The sequence below is a fragment of the Kitasatospora sp. Ki12 genome, assembly GCF_054601375.1.
This window is the reverse complement of sequence record NZ_BAAIHT010000002.1, coordinates 260,864-277,877: the sequence shown is the minus strand read 5'-3', so window position 1 is coordinate 277,877 and position 17,014 is coordinate 260,864. Positions and strand designations below refer to the sequence as shown.

Below are 17,014 nucleotides of genomic sequence, written 5' to 3'. Positions count from 1 at the left end.
GGCCGATCGAGCGTCACGGCGTCACGGTGGACGGCCGCTGGTGGGTCACGGCGTCCTCTTGGGACGGCCGCGTCGAACTCGGCGCCAGGAGCAGCGCCGAAGCCGTACGGTGGGCGAAGCCGAGCCGGAGCAGCCCGTGGCCGACCCCGGCCAGCCCGAACAGCAGGCCCGGGACGGCCAGGCCGTCGGGGGTGCCGCAGACCGGCCCGGTGCGGGCCAGCGCGTCCAGCAGCGCGGCCGCGCGGCGCGCCCGGCCGCGACCGGCGGCCGCACCGGGAGCCCGGCCGAGCAGTTCCAGCACGCCCGTCTCGCCGTGGCAGAGGCTGTGGTCGGGCCGCGGACCGGCCGCCACGGCCGCGCGGACGGCGGCCCCGGCCCAGGCGGCGAGCTCCGGGTCGGCCGCTGCGGCCCCGCTGTCGACCACGGCGAGCGCGATGCCGGGCGCGCCCTCGCAGCAGGACCCGCCGGGCGCCCGTCCGGCCACGGACGAGCGGAGCGCGGCCAGCCCGGCGCGCTCGTGGGCGGCGCCGCCGCCCGCCCGGGCGAAGGCCAGCAGGGCCCAGCCGAGGCCGGCGGTGCCGGTGGCGAAGCCCGCGGCGGGTGCCTGTGCCGGTGACCGGTCGGCTCGGTCGGGCTGGTCTAGTCGGTCGAGGAGGCGGTCGGCGCAGAGCCGCGCGCCGGCCCAGGCCTCGGGGTCGCCGGTCTCCCGGTGCACCGCGAGCAGGGCCGCGAGTCCGCCGGCCGTGCCGTCGGCCAGCCCGGACGGCTCCTCGGCCTCGGCGGCGGCCGCGGTGAGCCGGACGGCGGGCCCGACCCAGTCGAGCACCTCCCGGTCCGCCAGCAGCCCGCCCACCTGCGCCAGCGCCCAGGTGAGGCCGCCCAGGCCGGCCCAGGCCCCTGAGCCGACCAGCGGCAGGTCCTCGGGCCGGGCGGCGAGCCGGTCCAGCAGGTCCGGTACCGGCCGCAGCGCGTGGCGGGCCACCTCGGCGTAGCGGTCCGTGCCGGTGAGCGCGGCGAGTTGGGCGAGGAACAGGGCCGGCCCGGGGTAGCCGCCGCCGAGGTCGGCGCCGGCCGGGGCGAGCCGCCAGTACCGGTCGGCGACCAGGTCGAGGCCGAGCCAGTTCGCCCGCTCCGCCGACCGGTGCGCCCCGTCGACCAGCCGGTCGCCGAGGGCCTGGGCGGCGGCGAGCAGCCGGTCGGGCTCCGGGGCGGGGGCGTCGGGCGGTTCGGCCCGCGCCGCCGTCGCGGCCGGTCCGTGGGCGGGGCGGGTGGAACGGGCCGCCATGGCCGCGCGGACGATCCACTCCTGCCCGGCGGGGTCGGTCGTGCCCAGGGCGGTGAGCCGCTCGGTGACCCGGTCGAGGCCGGGGCGGTCCAGGAGGCCGGGGAACGGCCGGCCCCGGCCGCCGCGCAGCTCCGTCCCGCCGGGGCGGGTGGTGAACAGCGGTACGTCGCCGTCCCGGAGCTCGGCGACCTCCTCCTCGATCAGCGCGGCCGGGCCGGGGCGGGCGGACTCGCCGGTGCCGAGGGTCCGCAGCAGCGCCTCGCGGTGCGCCGCGTCGCGCAGCACGTCGGGGTGGGTCGACTCGTCGAGCAGCGTCGCGTACTCCTCGGTGGCCCGCAGCACCACCCGGACCTCGTCCTCGGCGAAGGCGCTCAGCAGTCCGCGCGGGCCGGTGAGGTCGGCGAGTCCCGCCGCGAGCGCCCGGCGGCCCGCGCGGAAGCCGGCCAGCAGGGCGTCCAGGTGGTCGGCCGGATCGGAGTCGGCGCCGTCGAGCCGCGGCCGGTTCTCGGCACCGGGGAACTCGGCCGCACCGCGGACCAGCCGCATCTCGTCGGTGCCCGCCGCCGCCCAGCGCACGGCCCCGCTCGGCGAGCCGGCGCCGACGTCGCCGCCGAGCCCGGAGGCGTCCAGGGCGCGCTCGTCACCGAGGACCAGCCGCGGCAGCAGACCGGTGCGGTGCGCCGAGGCCTGCAGCGCCAGCGCCGCCGGGTCGCTCTGCCACGGATCGTCCTCCGGCCGGTCCGGGTCGGCCGGCGCGGGCGGGTGGAAGAGGGTTTCGAGGTCGACCGGCACGGGGTGCTCGCCGCAGGCGATCAGGTTCCCGGCGTGCAGATCGGTGGCGTCCAGGGCGTGCAGCAGGGCGAGCCAGGCGCCCTGCCGCAGGTAGAACCGCTCCACCTCGGCCGGTTCGGCGCAGGGGCGCCGCTCGATGAACTCCAGCCAGCCGTAGCCGGGTCGCTCCAGCAGGGCCGGGGTGCGCAGGCCGGGGGTGCCGGGCCGGGCGTTGAACCAGCCGACCAGGTCGGCGAGATGGCGGTGGACGGCCGTCGGCCTCGGCCGGTACACCAGCCGCCCGCCGCCGGCGAAGCGCAGCACCGCGACCGCCCGCCCGCCCCGGTGCCCGTCGCCGGCGCCGCGCCGGACCGCCACCAGCGGGCCGGGGTCGGTGCCGTGGAACAGGGCCCCGGTCAGCTCCCGCCGGTCGGCGGCGAACCGGGTTAGCAGCTCCGCGAAGGCGTCGGCGGCGGCCAGGCAGTTCTGCGCCAGGATCCTTGCCAGCACCGGGTATTCGCCGAACAGCGCGCGGAGCCCGGCCGGTGCGGCCATCCGCCGGACGAAGTCGCGGAAGCGGTCGGCGGGGGTGCCACCCGCCAACACCCCTTCCTCCCTGGCCACGTTGAGCTCCAGGACGAGCGTCCGGGCGGCCTGCCGGGCCAGCGTGTCGGTGAGCCCGGCGACGAACTGCGCCCGTACGGCGGGCAGATCGACCGCCTCGAGGGGCAGGGCCGCCGGCAGCCCGGCACCGGCCAGCCGGGCCAGCGGCGCCACGACGGCCCGGAACCCGCTGACGCCGGGCAGGTCTCCGGCGGGTGACTCCCGGTCGGGCCCGTCCCCGTACAGGAGGGGGGCGGTCGGGGCTCCGGTCAGCGCCTGGTCGACGAACGCCGCCCAGGCGGGCCGGGCCGCCCGGGCCCGGTCCGGCGCCGGAATCGCGGGCAGCCACCAACCGCCGGATCCGGAAGCGGCGTTCGCGGTTGTGGGGGCCGTAGCAATCACAGTGCAGAGGGTGACATCGTGTGGAGGATTGCACAAGGGTGTGATCTCCAGGTGTCGATCACGTGATCGTCCGGCTCTCGGCCCGGGGCCCGTCCTCAGTGGAAGTACAGCGCCGCCTTCTCCAGGACGTGCGAGGTGAACATCCCGCCCCAGGCGAAGCCGCCCCGGTACATCGTGACCCGGGCGGCCCCCGGAGCCGCCGCCTCCACCGCGACCGGCCGGGCGATCAGCGTGGCCCCGAGCACCCGTCCGTCCGCGCCCGCCCACCGCGCCGCCGCCGGGTCGACGGTGTCGCCGATCAGCGCGGGCAGGATCATCGCCGCGTTGCGGGCGCCCGCCAGCCCGCTGCGGACGCTCCCCGCGTACTCCATCGCCCAGCTCGTGAAGTCGGCCAGCGCGGCCTCGTCGACCCGGTGGACGGCGGCGGCGAGCACGAACAGCTCGACCTTGGTGCCGAACCACCGCGCCTTGCGGTCCGACCGGCTGCCGATCACCACCCGGACCCCGCGCCAGCTCCCCTCGGTCACCTGGCAGCCGTCCGCCGCCAGGCGCCCACGGAGTCCTTCCAGATAGGCGGTCGCCGAGTCCGCCGTCGGCGCGCTGTCGAACTGATGCTCCGTCATGGGGGGATCCTGCCCCACCCGCCCGGCATCGGAAAGGCCGCGGGCGCGCGAACCTCAACCATGGCGAGGTCCGCGCGGCCGCGGTCCAGTACCAGGTGACCCATGGGTGAATCCATCACATGACAAACCGGCGAGTTGAAAAATTCTTCATATCCTTAGATCCTGGCCCCATTCCGAACGACTGGACAATGTGAGCATGAGCGACAACCTTCCCCCCTGCCCGAAGTGCGCCGGCGAGTACACGTATGAGATGGACGCCATGATGGTCTGCCCGGAGTGCGGCCACGAGTGGGCGCCCACCGAGGCGGGCGAGGCCGGGGCGGGCGAGCGGGTGATCAAGGACTCGGTCGGCAACGTGCTGAGCGACGGCGACACCGTGACGGTGGTCAAGGCCCTCAAGGTCAAGGGCAGCGCCTCCGGCATCAAGGCGGGCACCAAGGTTCGCAACATCCGCCTGGTCGACGGTGTGGACGGGCACGACATCGACTGCCGGATCGAGGGCTTCGGGGCCATGCAGCTCAAGTCCAGCGTGGTCAAGAAGGCCTGACCCCCGGCCCCCCGGCCCATGGCCCCCTGGGGTCGCCCGCCCCGCCGTCCGTACGCCGACGGCGGGGCCGGCCGGGCCGCGTGCCGCCGGAGTACTGGCGGTGATCCGCTCCGAGGACGATGATGTCGCGGTGCCGCCCCGCGGCCCGGTCCGGACCCGTCCCCTCGGAGGCGTCATGCTGAACCTGTCGGTCCTGCTCGAGGACTCCGCCCGTACGCACCCGGACCGCGACGCGGTGGTGCTCGGCTCGACGCGGCTGACCTACGCCCAGGTCGACGCCGCCGCGAACCGGGTCGCCAACCTGCTGGTGGAGAGCGGGATCCGGCCCGGTGACCGGGTGGCGCTGAGCTGTCCCAACCTGCCGCAGTTCCCGGTCGTCTACTACGGCATCCTCAAGGCCGGCGGGGTCGTCGTCCCGCTGAACATCCTGCTCAAGTCGCGCGAGGTGGCCTACCACCTGCGCGACGGCGAGGTGAAGGCGTACTTCTGCTTCGAGGGGATGCCAGGCCTGCCGATCGGGGAGGAGGGCCGGCGGGCGTTCGCGGAGGTCGAGGGCTGCGAGCACTTCTTCCTGATCACCGCCGATCCGGCCGCGCCCTCGCCGGTCGCGGGGGAGGAGACCCTGGACGCGGCGCTGGCCGGCCGGTCCCCGGTCTTCGACCCGGTGGCCACCGAGGCGACCGACACCGCCATCATCCTCTACACCTCGGGCACCACCGGTCAGCCCAAGGGTGCCGAACTCTCCCACGTGAACACGGTGATGAACGTGCTGGCCTGCAACCGGGTGTTCCGGAGCGCGCCGGCCACCGACAGCCACCTGCTGTGCCTGCCGCTGTTCCACACCTTCGGCTCCACCGTCCAGATGCACACCGGCTTCTCGACGGCCGCGACCCTCCACCTGGTGCCGCGCTTCGACGCGGCGGAGGTGGTGCGGCTGATGGAGACCGAGGAGATCACCTTCTTCGCCGGGGTCCCGACCATGTGGTGGGCCCTGCTGGGCGCCCTCGCCGACACCGTCGACGTGGACCGGATCGCCCGCAACCTGCGGATCGGGGTCTCCGGCGGCGCCCCGCTGCCGGTGGAGCTGCTCGGCCGGATCGAGGAGCGGCTCGGGATCAGGGTCCTGGAGGGGTACGGCCTCTCCGAGACCTCGCCGGTGGTGACCTTCTCCGACCCCGGCCGCGCGCCGCGCCCCGGTTCCGTCGGGGTGCCGATCTGGGGCGTCGAGCTGAAGCTGATCGACGAGGACTGGTCGGAGGTCACCGGGCCCGGCGCCGTCGGCGAGATCGCGGTCAAGGGCCACGCCGTGATGAAGGGCTACTACAACCGGCCCGGGGCCACTGCCGCCGCTATCAGGGACGGCTGGTTCCGGACCGGCGACCTGGCCCGCCGGGACGAGGACGGCTTCTACTACATCGTCGACCGGGTGAAGGACATGATCATCCGGGGCGGCTTCAACGTGTACCCGCGCGAGGTCGAGGAGGTGCTGATGACGCACCCCGCGATCAGCCTCGCCGCGGTGGTCGGCGTGCCGCACGAGAGCCACGGCGAGGAGGTCAAGGCGTACGTGATCCTGCACCCCGGCGCCTCGGCCACCCTCGAGGAGCTGATCGCCTGGGGCAGGGAGCAGATGGCCGGCCACAAGTACCCGCGCATCGTGGAACTCGTCGAGGCCCTGCCGATGACCGCCACCGGCAAGATCCTCAAGCGCGAGCTCACCTGACCGGCCATCAGTCGACCGGCCCGGTTCTCACCTGACCGGCTCGCGCCGCTCGACGGCGTCGAAAGCGGGCGCGAGCGGGGCCAGTGCCGCACGGAGCCGGTCGGGCAGCGAACCGGAGGGGACCACCAGTCCTCCGGCGCCGGTACCCGCGAGGGCCCCCGCAGTCCCGGCCGGGCGGAGCCAGCCCTCCAGCGCGATGCGCACCGCCGCGGCCACGCTCGCCGCGAGCACGCGGGCGGTGGACTCGCCCGCGTCCTCCAGGCGTTCGGCGAGTACCGCCGTGAGCGGGGGCTCGATGTCGGCGGTGGCATCGAGGAAGGCCTCGCGCAGCGCGCTCCGGGTGGTGATCAGCAGCAGTGCCCCGTGCTCGCGCTCACCGGTGCCGGTGTACTGCTCGACCACCGCGTCGGTGACGGCGTCGGCCAGGCGGACCCCCGCGGGCCGGGCCGCGACCGCCGCCGCGACCCGGGCCTCCCGGTCCGCGGTGACGGCGGAGACGATCGCCTGCTCGCGGCTGGCGAAGTAGTTGTTGTAGGTGCGCGGTGAGACCCCGGCCGCCTCGGCGATGTCCTCGACCCGCACCCCGTCGGGGCCGCGTTCCACGGCCAGCCGCAGGGCCGCCTCGCGCAGCGCCGCGCGGGTGGCCTGCTTCTTCCGCTCCCGCAGTCCCGGTGGTGGTGTCGTCACGGGGTCAGCGTTCCACACCGGGCTGCGCGCCCGCAAACTTGCGTGCCAGCACATATGCGTACGAGAAAACTTGCGTGCACGCAAAAGTCCTGTCAGTCTCGACCAGGCCGGGGCCGACCGGTCCCGACAGGTCCCGACAGGGAGGGCATCGTCGTGCGGGCAAGAGGAATGACCTACGACACCGGATTCGTCGTGCACGGGCGGACGTCCCGCGAGCACTTGGACCCCGCGGTGGTCCGGCGCGAACTCGCGATCATCCGCGACGACCTGCACTGCAACGCGGTCCAGATCGTCGGCGGCGACCCGGACCGGCTGGAGGCGGCCGCCGCCGCTGCCGCGGAGCTCGGACTGGAGGTCTGGTTCTCGCCGTATCCGCTGGAGCTGGATCCGGAGCAGATCCTCACGCTCTTCCGGGACTGTGCCGAGCGGGCGGAGAGGCTCCGATGGGAGGGGGCCGCGGTGGTGTTCGTCGCGGGGGTCGAGCTGAGCGTGATGAACCGGGGGTTCCTGCCCGGGGAGAGCCCCGAGGAGCGGGTCGAGCAGCTGATGGCCCGCCCCGAGCGGCGGGCCGACGCGATGCGCGACCTCGGGGTGCGGGTCAACGCGTTCCTCCGCGAGGCCGCGGCCGCCGTCCGCGAGCGGTTCCGGGGCGCACTCACCTACGCGTCCATCCAGTTCGAGCAGGTCGACTGGACCCCGTTCGACTTCGCGACGTACGAGCTGATCCGCTCCGCCGAGGTCGCCGACCGGTTCCGGGAGGCGGTGCGCACCCTGGCCCGGGGCCCCAAGCCGCTCGCTGTCACGGGGTTCGGCACCGCGGCCTACCGTGGCGCGGGCGACCGAGGCGGGCGGGTGCTGGAGGTGGTTGAGCACGACCCGGAGACGAGGGCCCCCGCACGACTGAACGGCGTGTACGAGCGTGACGAGGCCGGCCAGGCCGCCTATCTGAGCGAGCTGCTGGAGATCTTCGAGACCGAGGGCGTGGACAGCGCGTTCGTCTTCCTGTTCGCCCTGCCCGGCTACCCGCACCGCCCGGACGGCGACCCCAGGGACGACCTGGACCGGGCCGGCCTGGGCATCGTCAAACTCCTCGAAGGCCGCCGGGGGCAGGCCTACCCCGACATGGAGTGGGAGCCCAAGGCCGCCTTCGCGGCCGTGGCACAGCGGTACCTGCGCTAGGTACCTGAGCTGAGTACCTGCGCTGAGTACCTGGGCAAAGTACCTGCGCCGGCTAGGCCGGGAAGCTGTCGATGAACGCCTCCCGGCCGCCGGCCAGGTCGAGCGGCTCCAGCTCGGCGTCGTAGTCGACCCACCACACCACCGGTACGGTGGGCGCCAGTTCGTGCAGCGCGGTGTAGATGACGGTGAGCGGCGCGGAGTGCGGCTCCCGGTCCTCGAAGGAGAAGGCGCCGTGCCGCAGGTTGTAGGACACCTCCGCCCACCGGCCGGGCTCGACCTCGGCGTGGACCTCCAGGAAGTTCTCGAAGGCGCCGCTCACGGTGGCGTCCGGCCAGTGGCGGCGGACGCACTCCGTCAGCTGCTCGCCGGTGAAGGTCCACGGTCCGGCCTGTTCGCGGTCGGCGCTGACGTAGAAGGTGGATCCCACGGGGTGTTCTCGCTTCTCTCAGTGATGTGGAACGGTGCCGCGGACCGGGTGCCCGGTCGTGGCGGTCACCGTCACGGTACGACGCGGACGTTCCCGGTGACGCCCTTGGCGGTCATCAGGGCCTGGAAGTAGGAGCTGGCCTTGCCGTCGTTGGTGATGAGCTCCAGGTGGTTGACCTTGTTGCGGGGGTCGTTGAGCGCCGAGGCGTACTTGTCGAGCTTCTTCGCCTCGCCGTCCATCGTGTTCTCGTACACGAAGTCGAAGACGCCGTCCGCGTTGTCCAGCCGGAAGGGGGACTTGCAGCTCTTCTGCTGGCCGATGTACTTGGCGTCGATCGCGGCGCCGTCCTCGGGGCGCACGCCGTCGGCGTCCATGCCCAGCTCGCGGCCGGTCTCCGGGTCGGTCACGCCGGTGTACAGCCGGTACTCGGTCGACCCGGCCACCCGGACCTGGTAGGCCCGGCGCGCGTCGATCTTGGGGTCGCCCTTGACGGAGGGGCCCAGCGCCTGGAAGGTGCGGCCGTCCTGCTGCATCTGCGCCATCCAGGTCCGGACGGCGGCCTGGTCCTGCGGCGACAGCGCCGGGAAGGGGCTGTTCGGGTCGCGGGGCAGCGGCGGCATGCCGGGCGTGACGGTGAACGGCGGGGGCTTGGGCGCGGGGGCGGCCGCGGCGTCGGTCGCCCCGGCCAGGACGACGGCGGTGGTGGCGACGGCGGTCACCGTGGCGCCGACGGGGATCAGGCTCGCCGCCGCCGCGTCGACCACGGCCGCCGCCTCGGCCAGGACGGCGAGTTCCGCGCTGCCCTCGACGGCCGCGGTCATGGCGGCCGCCGCGGTGCCGGCCTCGGCGACGATCGCCGCCTCGCCGCCGGCCGCCGCCACGTCGGACCCGCCGAGGGTGAAGACGGTCAGCAGGATGCCGGCCCCGGCGACGATGCCGGCGGTGATCGCGAGGTCCTCCAGCGTGTCGCGCAGGTCCTCGACCTGCTTGGCGTAGGCCTCGCAGGCCTGGCCGAGCTTGAACGCGGCGTTGGTGATGCTGTTCAGCAGCGGGCCCTCGGTGGCGCAACCGTCGTGCACCTTGGCCCAGTTCTGGGCGAAGGAGGTGACGGCGCCGGAGGTGCTGGAGGCGGTGACGCGCAGCACCCGCTTGTCGCCCTCGGCGCCGAGCTTGCTGACCAGCTCGGCGAAGTGCTTCCAGTCGCTCGCCGCCTGGCGGAGCTTGTCCGGATCGCCCTGCGGCCAGAACTCCTTGAGGATGTCGTGGATCGCCCCGCTGTCGTTGTGCCCGGCGGCGGAGCGGAGCTTGGCCTTGGCGACCTGCTCGTCGCACTGCGGGTTCGCCGACTCCGGGAGCTTCTGCGGCGCCATCATCGAGGCCGCGACGTCGGCGTCGGTCTGCAGGTAGTTGATCGCCATCGTGTACAGGCCGTTGGCCGTCCCGCCGAGCTGGCCGACGACCTGGGCCATCGCGTCGACGAGCTTCTGCGCGGCCGGATCGAACGTGGCGGCGAACTTGGTGCCGGTGTCGTCGTCGCCGGCCATGCCCGCGGTGGCGTCCGTGGCGAACACCAGACTGCGGTAGATCTGGGCCGCGGCGTTCTGCAAGTCGGTGAACCCGGCGGAGGACAGCAGCATGTCCGCCGGTTTGACGTGGAAGTCCGTCATGGTGTCCCCCCGATACGTCCTGACACGGCCACGGTAGCAAGCGATGCGGACCGTGACACGTCCCGGGACGGGAGTTCCCATCGCAGGTCAGGAGCGGTGACGGGGTCTTCGCCCGATGCGCACGGCTCCGCCGCGGGTCCTTCGCGAAAGGACCCGCGGCGGAGCGGCGGTGCGGCGGGCGCAGCGGCGGCTGCGGCGGTCAGCGCAGCCCGGCGAACAGGTCGTTCTCGGGCAGGTCCGCGCCGGTGGAGTCCTTGACCCGGACGAAGGTCTCCACGCCCCACAGGTCGTTGAACCGCTCCTTGCCCATGCGCAGGAAGAAGATGTTCTCGCCCTGGCTGGCGTGGGCGGCGAGGGCGTCGAACTTCTGGTCGCCGAACGCGGTGGTGTCCACCCAGGTGCTGACCTCCTCGTCGGGCAGCCCGATCGAGTGCAGGTCGACGGCCTCCGTCGGGTCCTCCGGCTCCTCGAAGTCCGCGCCGAACTCGCGCATGACCTCGCCGAACCGCTTCATCATCGAGTGCGGCGCCGTCGTCCAGTACACCTTGGGCTCCGCCTCGACCAGCTCCAGCGCCGCCATGGTGATGCGGTGGGCCTGGATGTGGTCGGGGTGGCCGTAGAACCCGTTCTCGTCGTAGGTGACGACCACGTCGGGCTGGTAGCGGCGCATCAACTCGGCGAGCCGGGCGGCGCCCTCCTCGACCGGGGTCTGCCAGAAGGAGCCGGGCGCGTCATTGGTCGCCCAGCCCATCATGCCGGAGTCGGCGTACTCCAGGAGCTCCAGGTGACTGACCTTCAGCACCTCGCAGGAGGCCTCCAGTTCGGTACGGCGCATCGCGGCGACGGCCGCCGGGTCGTGTCCCGGGTCACCCGGCTTGACACCCCCCGGTCCGTCGCCGCAACCGCCGTCGGTACACGTCACCAGGACCGTACGGATGCCCTCCGCCGCGTACCGGGCCAGCACACCCCCGGTGCCACTGGCCTCGTCGTCGGGGTGCGCGTGCACCGCCATCAGCGTCAACGGCCGGTCAGCCATGAAAACCATCCTCCGGGTCTGAAAGTGCTCGGTTCCGAGTCTGCGCTACGACGGCAAGCAGCCGCCCCGCATTATCGGGGGCACCGGTGACAACCCCAAGCGATCACTTGGGTAATCCCGATGAATCCCTGGGATTGACTTGGATCATGGTGGATTCGATCATCGCTGCATGGCCCGGGCGGCAACCGGCCCGGCCTCGCGCGTCCCGTAGCCACGGGCGGCGGGGCCGTGCGGTGCCGACCCACGACGTGCCGAGAGGAATCCATCGTGTCCGTTCCACCCGTTCCACCCGTTCCCTCCGTTCCCTTCGTTCCCTCCGTTCCACCCGCTCCTTCCCTTCCCTCCGTTCCACCCGCTCCCGCCGAGGAGCGCCGCACCGGGCCGACCGGGGCCGGGCGCCGCCGGACGGTGGCGGTGCTCGGCCCCGGCGGCGTCGGCGGGCTGCTGGCCGCGGTGCTGTCCCGGGCCGGCCACCGGGTGATCTGCCTGGCGGGCGAGTCGACGGCGCACACGCTGCGCCGTGACGGCATCCGCGTCCGCAGCCCGCAGTTCGGGGAGTTCACCGCCCCGGTCGAGGCGCGCACCGAACTGCGCGAGCCCGTCGACCTCTGCCTGGTGACCGTCAAGCAGACCGCGCTGACCGGGGCGGCGGCCCGGATCGCCCCCGAGGCGGTGGCCGACGGGGTGCTGGTGCCGCTGCTCAACGGCGTCGAGCACGCGGACGCACTGCGGCTGCGGTTCGGCGCGGAGCGGGTGGTCCCGGGGGTGGTGCGGGTCGAGTCGACCCGGGTCGCGCCCGGGGTGGTCGAGCACGGCAGCCCGTTCACCGAGATCGACCTGGCCGGGCCGCCCGAGCGGCTCGCGGACCTCGCCGGGCTGCTGCGGGGCGCCGGCGTCCGGACCCGGGTGATCGAGGACGAGCCGACGGTGCTCTGGGGCAAGCTCGCCTTCCTGGCGCCGTTCGCGCTGCTCACCACCCGCTACGCGCTGCCGATCGGCCCGGTCCGGACCGGGCACCGCGAGGAACTGGCCGCCCTGGTCGCCGAGGCCGCCGCCGTCGGCCGGGCCTGCGGTGCCGCCGTCGACCCCGGGCGCACCCTGGCGCTGTACGACGCCTTCCCGGCGGTGGCGAAGTCGTCGATGCAGCGGGACGCGGAGGCCGGCCGGCCCCTGGAGCTGGACGCCGTCGGCGGCGCGCTGCTGCGGGCCGCCGAGCGGCACGGGGTGCCCGTCCCGCTGGCCGCCCGCCTGGTGGCCGAGCTGACGGCGGGGGCCGCGCCGGCCTCCTGACCGGGAAAGTCGGGTGCGTCGATGAACGGTCGGCCCCTAGCCTGGGTGGGTGAACCTCTCGCACCTCGGCACGCCGCTCGGGCCGATGACTCGCGTCCACGGCGGGTTCGCCAACCGGATGTACCGGCTCGACACCGACCAGGGCTCGTTCGCGGTGAAGGAGTTGAACCTCGCCGACCGCCGCTGGGCCTATCGCGTCGAGGACGTGTTCAGGTTCGAGCGGGCGGCCTTCGCCGCCGGCATCCCGATGCCGGAGCCGGTCTCGGCCGACGGGCACACGCTCGTGCACCGATGGGTCGAGGGAGAAGAGGTGCCGGAGGCGCCGGTGTCGGCGGCGTACGCGTTCGAGATCGGTGAGATCCTCGCGCGGGTCCACGCGCTCGACGTCGTGTGGACCCGCGGGCCGGTCGAGGAACCGGTGTCACGGGACTGGCCCGAGCTGGCCGCGCGGGCGGCGGCGACCGGGCAGCCGTGGGCCGAGGAACTCGCCTCCCACGTCGACACGTTCCTCGCGATCGCGCACCTCGTCGACACCTGCGAACGGCCGGGCCCCGTCGTGCTGACCCACGGGGACATCCACCCGTGGAACCTGCTCGCCCGAGAGGGCCGGCCGGTGGTGCTCGACTGGGAGCTGTCGGGGATGCTCGACCTGTCCGGCGAGCTCGGCTCGACCGCGCTGAGCCTCGCGAAGGGGCCCGGCTTCGACGACATCAGGCCCGCCGTCTTCCGCTCGGTCCTCGACGGCTACGTCGCGGGCGGCGGAGCGCTGCCGCCGCCCGGTCCGAGCTGGTTCGTGTTCATGATCGGCGGCTGGCTGGGGCACGCAAGGTGGAACATCCTCCGCTGCCTCGCCGGTGTCGAGGCGAGCACCGGCCCCGACCTCGCCCTGTCCCACCAGTCCGCGCGCGACGGCGTCCGCGGCCTCCCCGACCTGTACGCCCGACTCCCGGAGCTCGAGGCACTGCTGGTCTGACACGCCCTATTCCGTCGCGTCCGGCGGGAAGGGGACCGGGTAGGCCTCGGCGAAGTCGGCCGAGCGGGAGACCGCGCGCCACTTGGTGTCGTCGGCGAGCAGTCGGCGGTCCATGGCGATGGATCCCTCGGCCGCGTTGACCCCGAGCGGCAGGTGGTCGGGGATGTCGCGCCGCTTGGCCATCCGGACCAGGATCTCGGCGGCGCGGACCGGGTCGCCGGCGACGCCGGCCCCGTCGCCGTTCTGCCGCAGCCGCCGGTTGACGGCGCCGACCGTCTCCTCGTACGCCTCCGGGATGTCGTGGACGACCATCGAGGAGCCGGCCCAGTCGGTGCGGAAGCCGCTGGGCTCGACGACCAGCACCTTCACGCCGAACGGCGCGGTCTCGGCGCGCAGGACGCGGCTGAACCCGTCGATGGCGAACTTCGCCGCCTGGTAGGAGGCGATGCCGGGCGAGCCGCCGACCCGCCCGCCCATGGACGAGAACTGGACGACCAGGCCGCCCTTCTGCTCGCGCAGCAGCGGGATCGCGGCCTTGGTGACGTGGTAGACGCCCCAGAAGTTGGTCTCGAACTGGGCGCGGAAGTCGGCGTCCTCGGTGGTCTCGATCGGCGAGACGTTGGCGTAGCCGGCGTTGTTCACCAGGACGTCGATCCGGCCGAAGTGCGTCCGCGCCTCGGCGAGGGCCGTACGGGCGGCCTCCGGGTCGGTGACGTCGAGCGCGATCGGGCGGATCCGGTCGCCGAACTCCTCGACGAGGTCCGCGAGTTGTTCGGGGCGCCGGGCGGTCGCGGCCACCCGGTCGCCGGCCTCCAGGGCGGCGCGGACGAGGGTGCGGCCGAAGCCGCGCGAGCTGCCGGTGATGAACCAGGTCTGTTCCATGTCATTAGTAAAACACTGTTGCGTTAATAGCGCAACGGCGTTGCGGTAATACGGCAACGCTGTCGCGCTACGCTGGCCGGGTGGAAGCAGCAGCATCGGAGTTCCGGCGGGCGCGCTCGCCCGAGGCCAAGCGGCAGCGCGAGGCCTCGATCCTGGAGGCGGCCCGGGCGCTCGGCCGGGAGCGCGGCATCAGGGACGTCTCCCTGACGGACATCGCCGCCGCGGTGGGGATGCACAAGTCGGCCCTCCTGCGGTACTTCGAGACGCGCGAGGAGATCTACCTGCGGCTGACCGCGGAGGGCTGGCAGGAGTGGTCGGACGCGCTGACCGAGCGGCTGCGGGAGGCCGAGGACCCGGGCCCGGCCACCGTGGCGCGCGCCTTCGCCGCCACCCTCGCGGCCCGCGGGATGTTCTGCGACCTGCTCGCCCACGCGCCGCTCAACCTGGAGCGCAACGTCTCGCTCGACGCGGTGCGCGAGTTCAAGCTCGCCACCCGCGCCGCCCGTGAACCGATCACCGCGGCCGTCCGCGCGCAGGTGCCCGCCCTGGACGACCAGGACGTCGTCGACCTGGTCGCCACCGCCGTCGCCCTGGCCGGGGCGATGTGGCAGATCGCGAACCCGGGCGCGGAGGTCGCCGCCCTCTACCGCAGCGACCCGCGACTCTCCCACGCCGTCATCGAGGTCGAACCCCGGCTCGCCCGCATCCTGACCGCGACGATCCTCGGCCTGGCCACGGCGGCCGGCACCGCCCAGGACTGACCACCGGTCACGCCCCGGGCGGCGGCCGGCCGCGCACGGCGGAGGGGGCGGCCGCTCAGCCGAAGTCGGGGATGGGGTGGTCCGGGGCGAGGGCGGCGGCGATCCGCTGGGCGATGGTGTGGGCGCTGTGGCCGCCCGGCGCGTTCGGGCCGTTGGTGGTGGACACGGCGATGGCCAGGTGTTCGCAGGGCAGGTAGTCCTGGGAGGCCGAGTAGCCGAAGAACAGCGGGTGCTGGGAGATCCAGTCGTTCAGGACGAGGACGCCCATCCCGTAGTGGGTGGCCTCGGTCTGCGCGATGCAGACGGTCTCCGGGCAGGTGTCGGTCGGTGTGCCGAGGCCCACCGTCCCCGGGTTCAGCAGCTGCCGGTAGCCGGCGGGGGAGAGCAGTTCGCCGGAGCCGACGCCGACGGCCGAGCGGGCCAGGTCGCAGATGTCGGTGGTCTCCACCGCGCCGGGGGCGGTGGTCCACGAGGGGTTCCAGAAGGTGGATTCCTCGTAGCGGCCGCGTTCGGCGGTGAAGGCGTGCAGGACGGGTGTCGGGATGTCCGGCGTGTGGCTGTCGGCGGTCTCGCGCAGTCCGAGCGGGCCGAGGACCTCCTGCTGGATCAGGTCCTCCAGCGGCTGTCCGCTGACCTTCTCCAGCGCGGCGCCGAGCAGGACGAAGTTGGCGTGCGAGTAGCTCCAGTTGCTGCCCGGCTCGTAGAGGAGGTCCGGGCCGGTGGACAGGGCCACCAGCTCCTCGGCCGTCCACTGCCGGAACGGGTCGGCGTACACGGCCTCGCTGAAGCCGGGGACCTTGACGTAGTCGACCAGGCCGGTGGTGGAGGCGCCGAGCATCCGCAGCGTCATCCGCCGGCCGTAGTCGTCCGGCAGGCCGGGCACCCACTGGCCGACCGGGTCGTCCAGGCCGACCCTGCCCTGGTCGACCAGCCGTAGCAGCGCCGTACCCAGGTAGCTGATCGCGATGTTGCCGTTGCGGAAGTGCATGTCGGGCCGGGCCGGGACGCCCGTCATCGACTCGCCGAGCGCGGTGGTGAGGAGTTCGCGGCCGTCGACGGTGACCTTCAGGATCACGGACTCGAGGTCCATCTGCGCCTTGGCCTGCTCGGCGATCCGCAGGACGTCGAGCGCCTGGCCGCGCTCCGGCTGCGGGGAGCTGACGCAGGGCCGGCGGTGGGCCTTGCCGCGGTCCTCGCCGCCGGCCGTGGCGGTGCCGGCCGTGGCGCCGGCGGTGGTGACGGGGGCGCAGAGGGCGAGGAGCGCGGTGGCTGCGGCGAGGAGCGGCAGGGGGTTCCGGCGGGAGGGTCTCATGGCCCGGAGTATCGGCCGGGCCCGCTCCGCTACCCGGACGGCGGGCGCCGACCCGCGTGAACATCACCCGTCGGGCCCGCGCGGACGCGCCCCGGTCCGGTCAGCCTGCGGCTAGCAGCCCGTCCACCAGCGCGCGGAGCCCGTCCTCGTAGGTGTCCTCGGCGGTCAGCGCCTCCCAGCGCTCGCCGGCCTGCGCGAGGCGGGGCAGCTCGTCCGGGTCGAGTCCGGCGAAGACCTGCTCGCGGTAGGTCGGGCGGTCGTCCGCGCCGCGGCGGCGGGCGGCGGTGACCCGCACCACGATCTCGCCGGCGGTGTAGTACCAGATCGCTCGGTAGCCCCGGACGGCCCGTTCGAGCGACAGTCCGCAGTCGACCAGGCCGTCGACGATCTGCTCGACGAACCACAGGGCGTGGGTGGACATCAGGTCGTCGGCGGTCAGCACCTCCACGATCCAGGGGCAGGCGGCGAGCGCCTGGTGGATCGCGGACGCGGCGGCGACGACCCGCTCGCGCGGTTCGGCCGGCAGCGCGGTGGGGCGCAGGGCCTGCGCGGCGTAGTCGTCCAGCAGCAGGACGAGCAGTTCCTCCTTGTTGCGGACGTGGTGGTAGAGCGCCATCGGCGTGCTGCCGATCTCGGTGGCGAGGCGACGCATCGTCAGTTTCCCGACGCCCTCCTCGGTGACGATCCGGCGGGCCGTGCCGACGACCTCCTCCCGGGAGATCCGGGGAGGCCGGCCGGTGGCCTTGCGCGGTGCGGAGGGCTGCTGCATGCCCCCATCATCTCCCGGGCCTCGACAGCGGAGATCGTCCGGGGGTACTTTCCTTACATGTACGAAAACTACGCGGG

15 protein-coding genes are annotated in these 17,014 nt (G+C 73.8%); 6 read left to right on the top strand and 9 right to left on the bottom strand.

Features of this window, described 5'->3' with window-relative positions; all coding sequences use genetic code 11:
- Window positions 1-13 precede the first annotated feature (13 nt).
- Window positions 14-3,061 carry a type 2 lanthipeptide synthetase LanM family protein gene (locus tag ACYP53_RS18960; RefSeq protein ID WP_459648197.1) on the bottom strand — a complete coding sequence of 1,016 codons (3,048 nt, stop codon included), beginning with the start codon at window positions 3,059-3,061 and terminating at the stop codon, window positions 14-16.
- 95 nt (window positions 3,062-3,156) lie between these two features.
- On the bottom strand, window positions 3,157-3,684 hold the full coding sequence (locus ACYP53_RS18955; RefSeq protein ID WP_459648196.1) for a hypothetical protein: 528 nt from the start codon (window positions 3,682-3,684) through the stop codon (window positions 3,157-3,159).
- A gap of 196 nt (window positions 3,685-3,880) precedes the next feature.
- Between ACYP53_RS18955 and ACYP53_RS18950 the strand changes: the two genes are divergently transcribed.
- Complete coding sequence (locus ACYP53_RS18950; RefSeq protein WP_189925045.1) at window positions 3,881-4,231, top strand: zinc ribbon domain-containing protein YjdM; 351 nt, start codon at window positions 3,881-3,883, stop codon at window positions 4,229-4,231.
- A gap of 175 nt (window positions 4,232-4,406) precedes the next feature.
- A complete protein-coding gene (locus ACYP53_RS18945; protein ID WP_459648195.1) occupies window positions 4,407-5,954 on the top strand; it encodes a long-chain-fatty-acid--CoA ligase in 1,548 nt (515 codons plus the stop codon).
- A gap of 27 nt (window positions 5,955-5,981) precedes the next feature.
- Here the strand turns inward: ACYP53_RS18945 and ACYP53_RS18940 are convergent, their stop codons facing one another.
- A complete protein-coding gene (locus ACYP53_RS18940) occupies window positions 5,982-6,641 on the bottom strand; it encodes a TetR/AcrR family transcriptional regulator (protein WP_459648194.1) in 660 nt (219 codons plus the stop codon).
- A 168-nt stretch (window positions 6,642-6,809) separates the two neighbouring features.
- On the opposite strand from ACYP53_RS18940, the gene ACYP53_RS18935 reads away from it, so the two are divergent.
- Window positions 6,810-7,820, top strand: coding sequence for a hypothetical protein (locus ACYP53_RS18935; protein WP_459648193.1), 1,011 nt, complete (start codon window positions 6,810-6,812; stop codon window positions 7,818-7,820).
- A 52-nt stretch (window positions 7,821-7,872) separates the two neighbouring features.
- Here ACYP53_RS18935 and ACYP53_RS18930 read toward each other — a convergent pair whose 3' ends face one another.
- The 3 genes from ACYP53_RS18930 to ACYP53_RS18920 all read right to left on the bottom strand — a co-directional run bounded on the left by ACYP53_RS18930 (window position 7,873) and on the right by ACYP53_RS18920 (window position 10,950).
- Window positions 7,873-8,247 carry a hypothetical protein gene (locus tag ACYP53_RS18930; protein WP_189925062.1) on the bottom strand — a complete coding sequence of 125 codons (375 nt, stop codon included), beginning with the start codon at window positions 8,245-8,247 and terminating at the stop codon, window positions 7,873-7,875.
- A 71-nt stretch (window positions 8,248-8,318) separates the two neighbouring features.
- Entirely contained in the window at window positions 8,319-9,914 is a 1,596-nt protein-coding gene (locus ACYP53_RS18925; protein ID WP_189925064.1) for a restriction endonuclease fold toxin-2 domain-containing protein, read from the bottom strand.
- Window positions 9,915-10,113: 199 nt separating this feature from the next.
- Entirely contained in the window at window positions 10,114-10,950 is an 837-nt protein-coding gene (locus tag ACYP53_RS18920; RefSeq protein WP_189925071.1) for a PIG-L family deacetylase, read from the bottom strand.
- Window positions 10,951-11,358: 408 nt separating this feature from the next.
- On the opposite strand from ACYP53_RS18920, the gene ACYP53_RS18915 reads away from it, so the two are divergent.
- Together ACYP53_RS18915 and ACYP53_RS18910 are read left to right on the top strand one after the other, a co-directional pair.
- Window positions 11,359-12,240, top strand: coding sequence for a ketopantoate reductase family protein (locus ACYP53_RS18915; RefSeq protein ID WP_459648192.1), 882 nt, complete (start codon window positions 11,359-11,361; stop codon window positions 12,238-12,240).
- 49 nt (window positions 12,241-12,289) lie between these two features.
- Entirely contained in the window at window positions 12,290-13,213 is a 924-nt protein-coding gene (locus ACYP53_RS18910) for a phosphotransferase family protein (RefSeq protein ID WP_459648191.1), read from the top strand.
- Window positions 13,214-13,219: 6 nt separating this feature from the next.
- On the opposite strand, the gene ACYP53_RS18905 is transcribed toward ACYP53_RS18910, so the two are convergent.
- Window positions 13,220-14,095, bottom strand: coding sequence for an SDR family NAD(P)-dependent oxidoreductase (locus tag ACYP53_RS18905; RefSeq protein WP_459648190.1), 876 nt, complete (start codon window positions 14,093-14,095; stop codon window positions 13,220-13,222).
- A gap of 80 nt (window positions 14,096-14,175) precedes the next feature.
- Here ACYP53_RS18905 and ACYP53_RS18900 point away from each other — a divergent pair, with 80 nt between their 5' ends.
- On the top strand, window positions 14,176-14,856 hold the full coding sequence (locus ACYP53_RS18900) for a TetR family transcriptional regulator (protein ID WP_459648189.1): 681 nt from the start codon (window positions 14,176-14,178) through the stop codon (window positions 14,854-14,856).
- A gap of 55 nt (window positions 14,857-14,911) precedes the next feature.
- Here ACYP53_RS18900 and ACYP53_RS18895 read toward each other — a convergent pair whose 3' ends face one another.
- Together ACYP53_RS18895 and ACYP53_RS18890 are read right to left on the bottom strand one after the other, a co-directional pair.
- Entirely contained in the window at window positions 14,912-16,168 is a 1,257-nt protein-coding gene (locus tag ACYP53_RS18895) for a serine hydrolase domain-containing protein (RefSeq protein ID WP_459648188.1), read from the bottom strand.
- A gap of 100 nt (window positions 16,169-16,268) precedes the next feature.
- On the bottom strand, window positions 16,269-16,937 hold the full coding sequence (locus tag ACYP53_RS18890; protein WP_459648187.1) for a TetR/AcrR family transcriptional regulator: 669 nt from the start codon (window positions 16,935-16,937) through the stop codon (window positions 16,269-16,271).
- Between the last annotated feature and the right edge of the window lie 77 nt (window positions 16,938-17,014).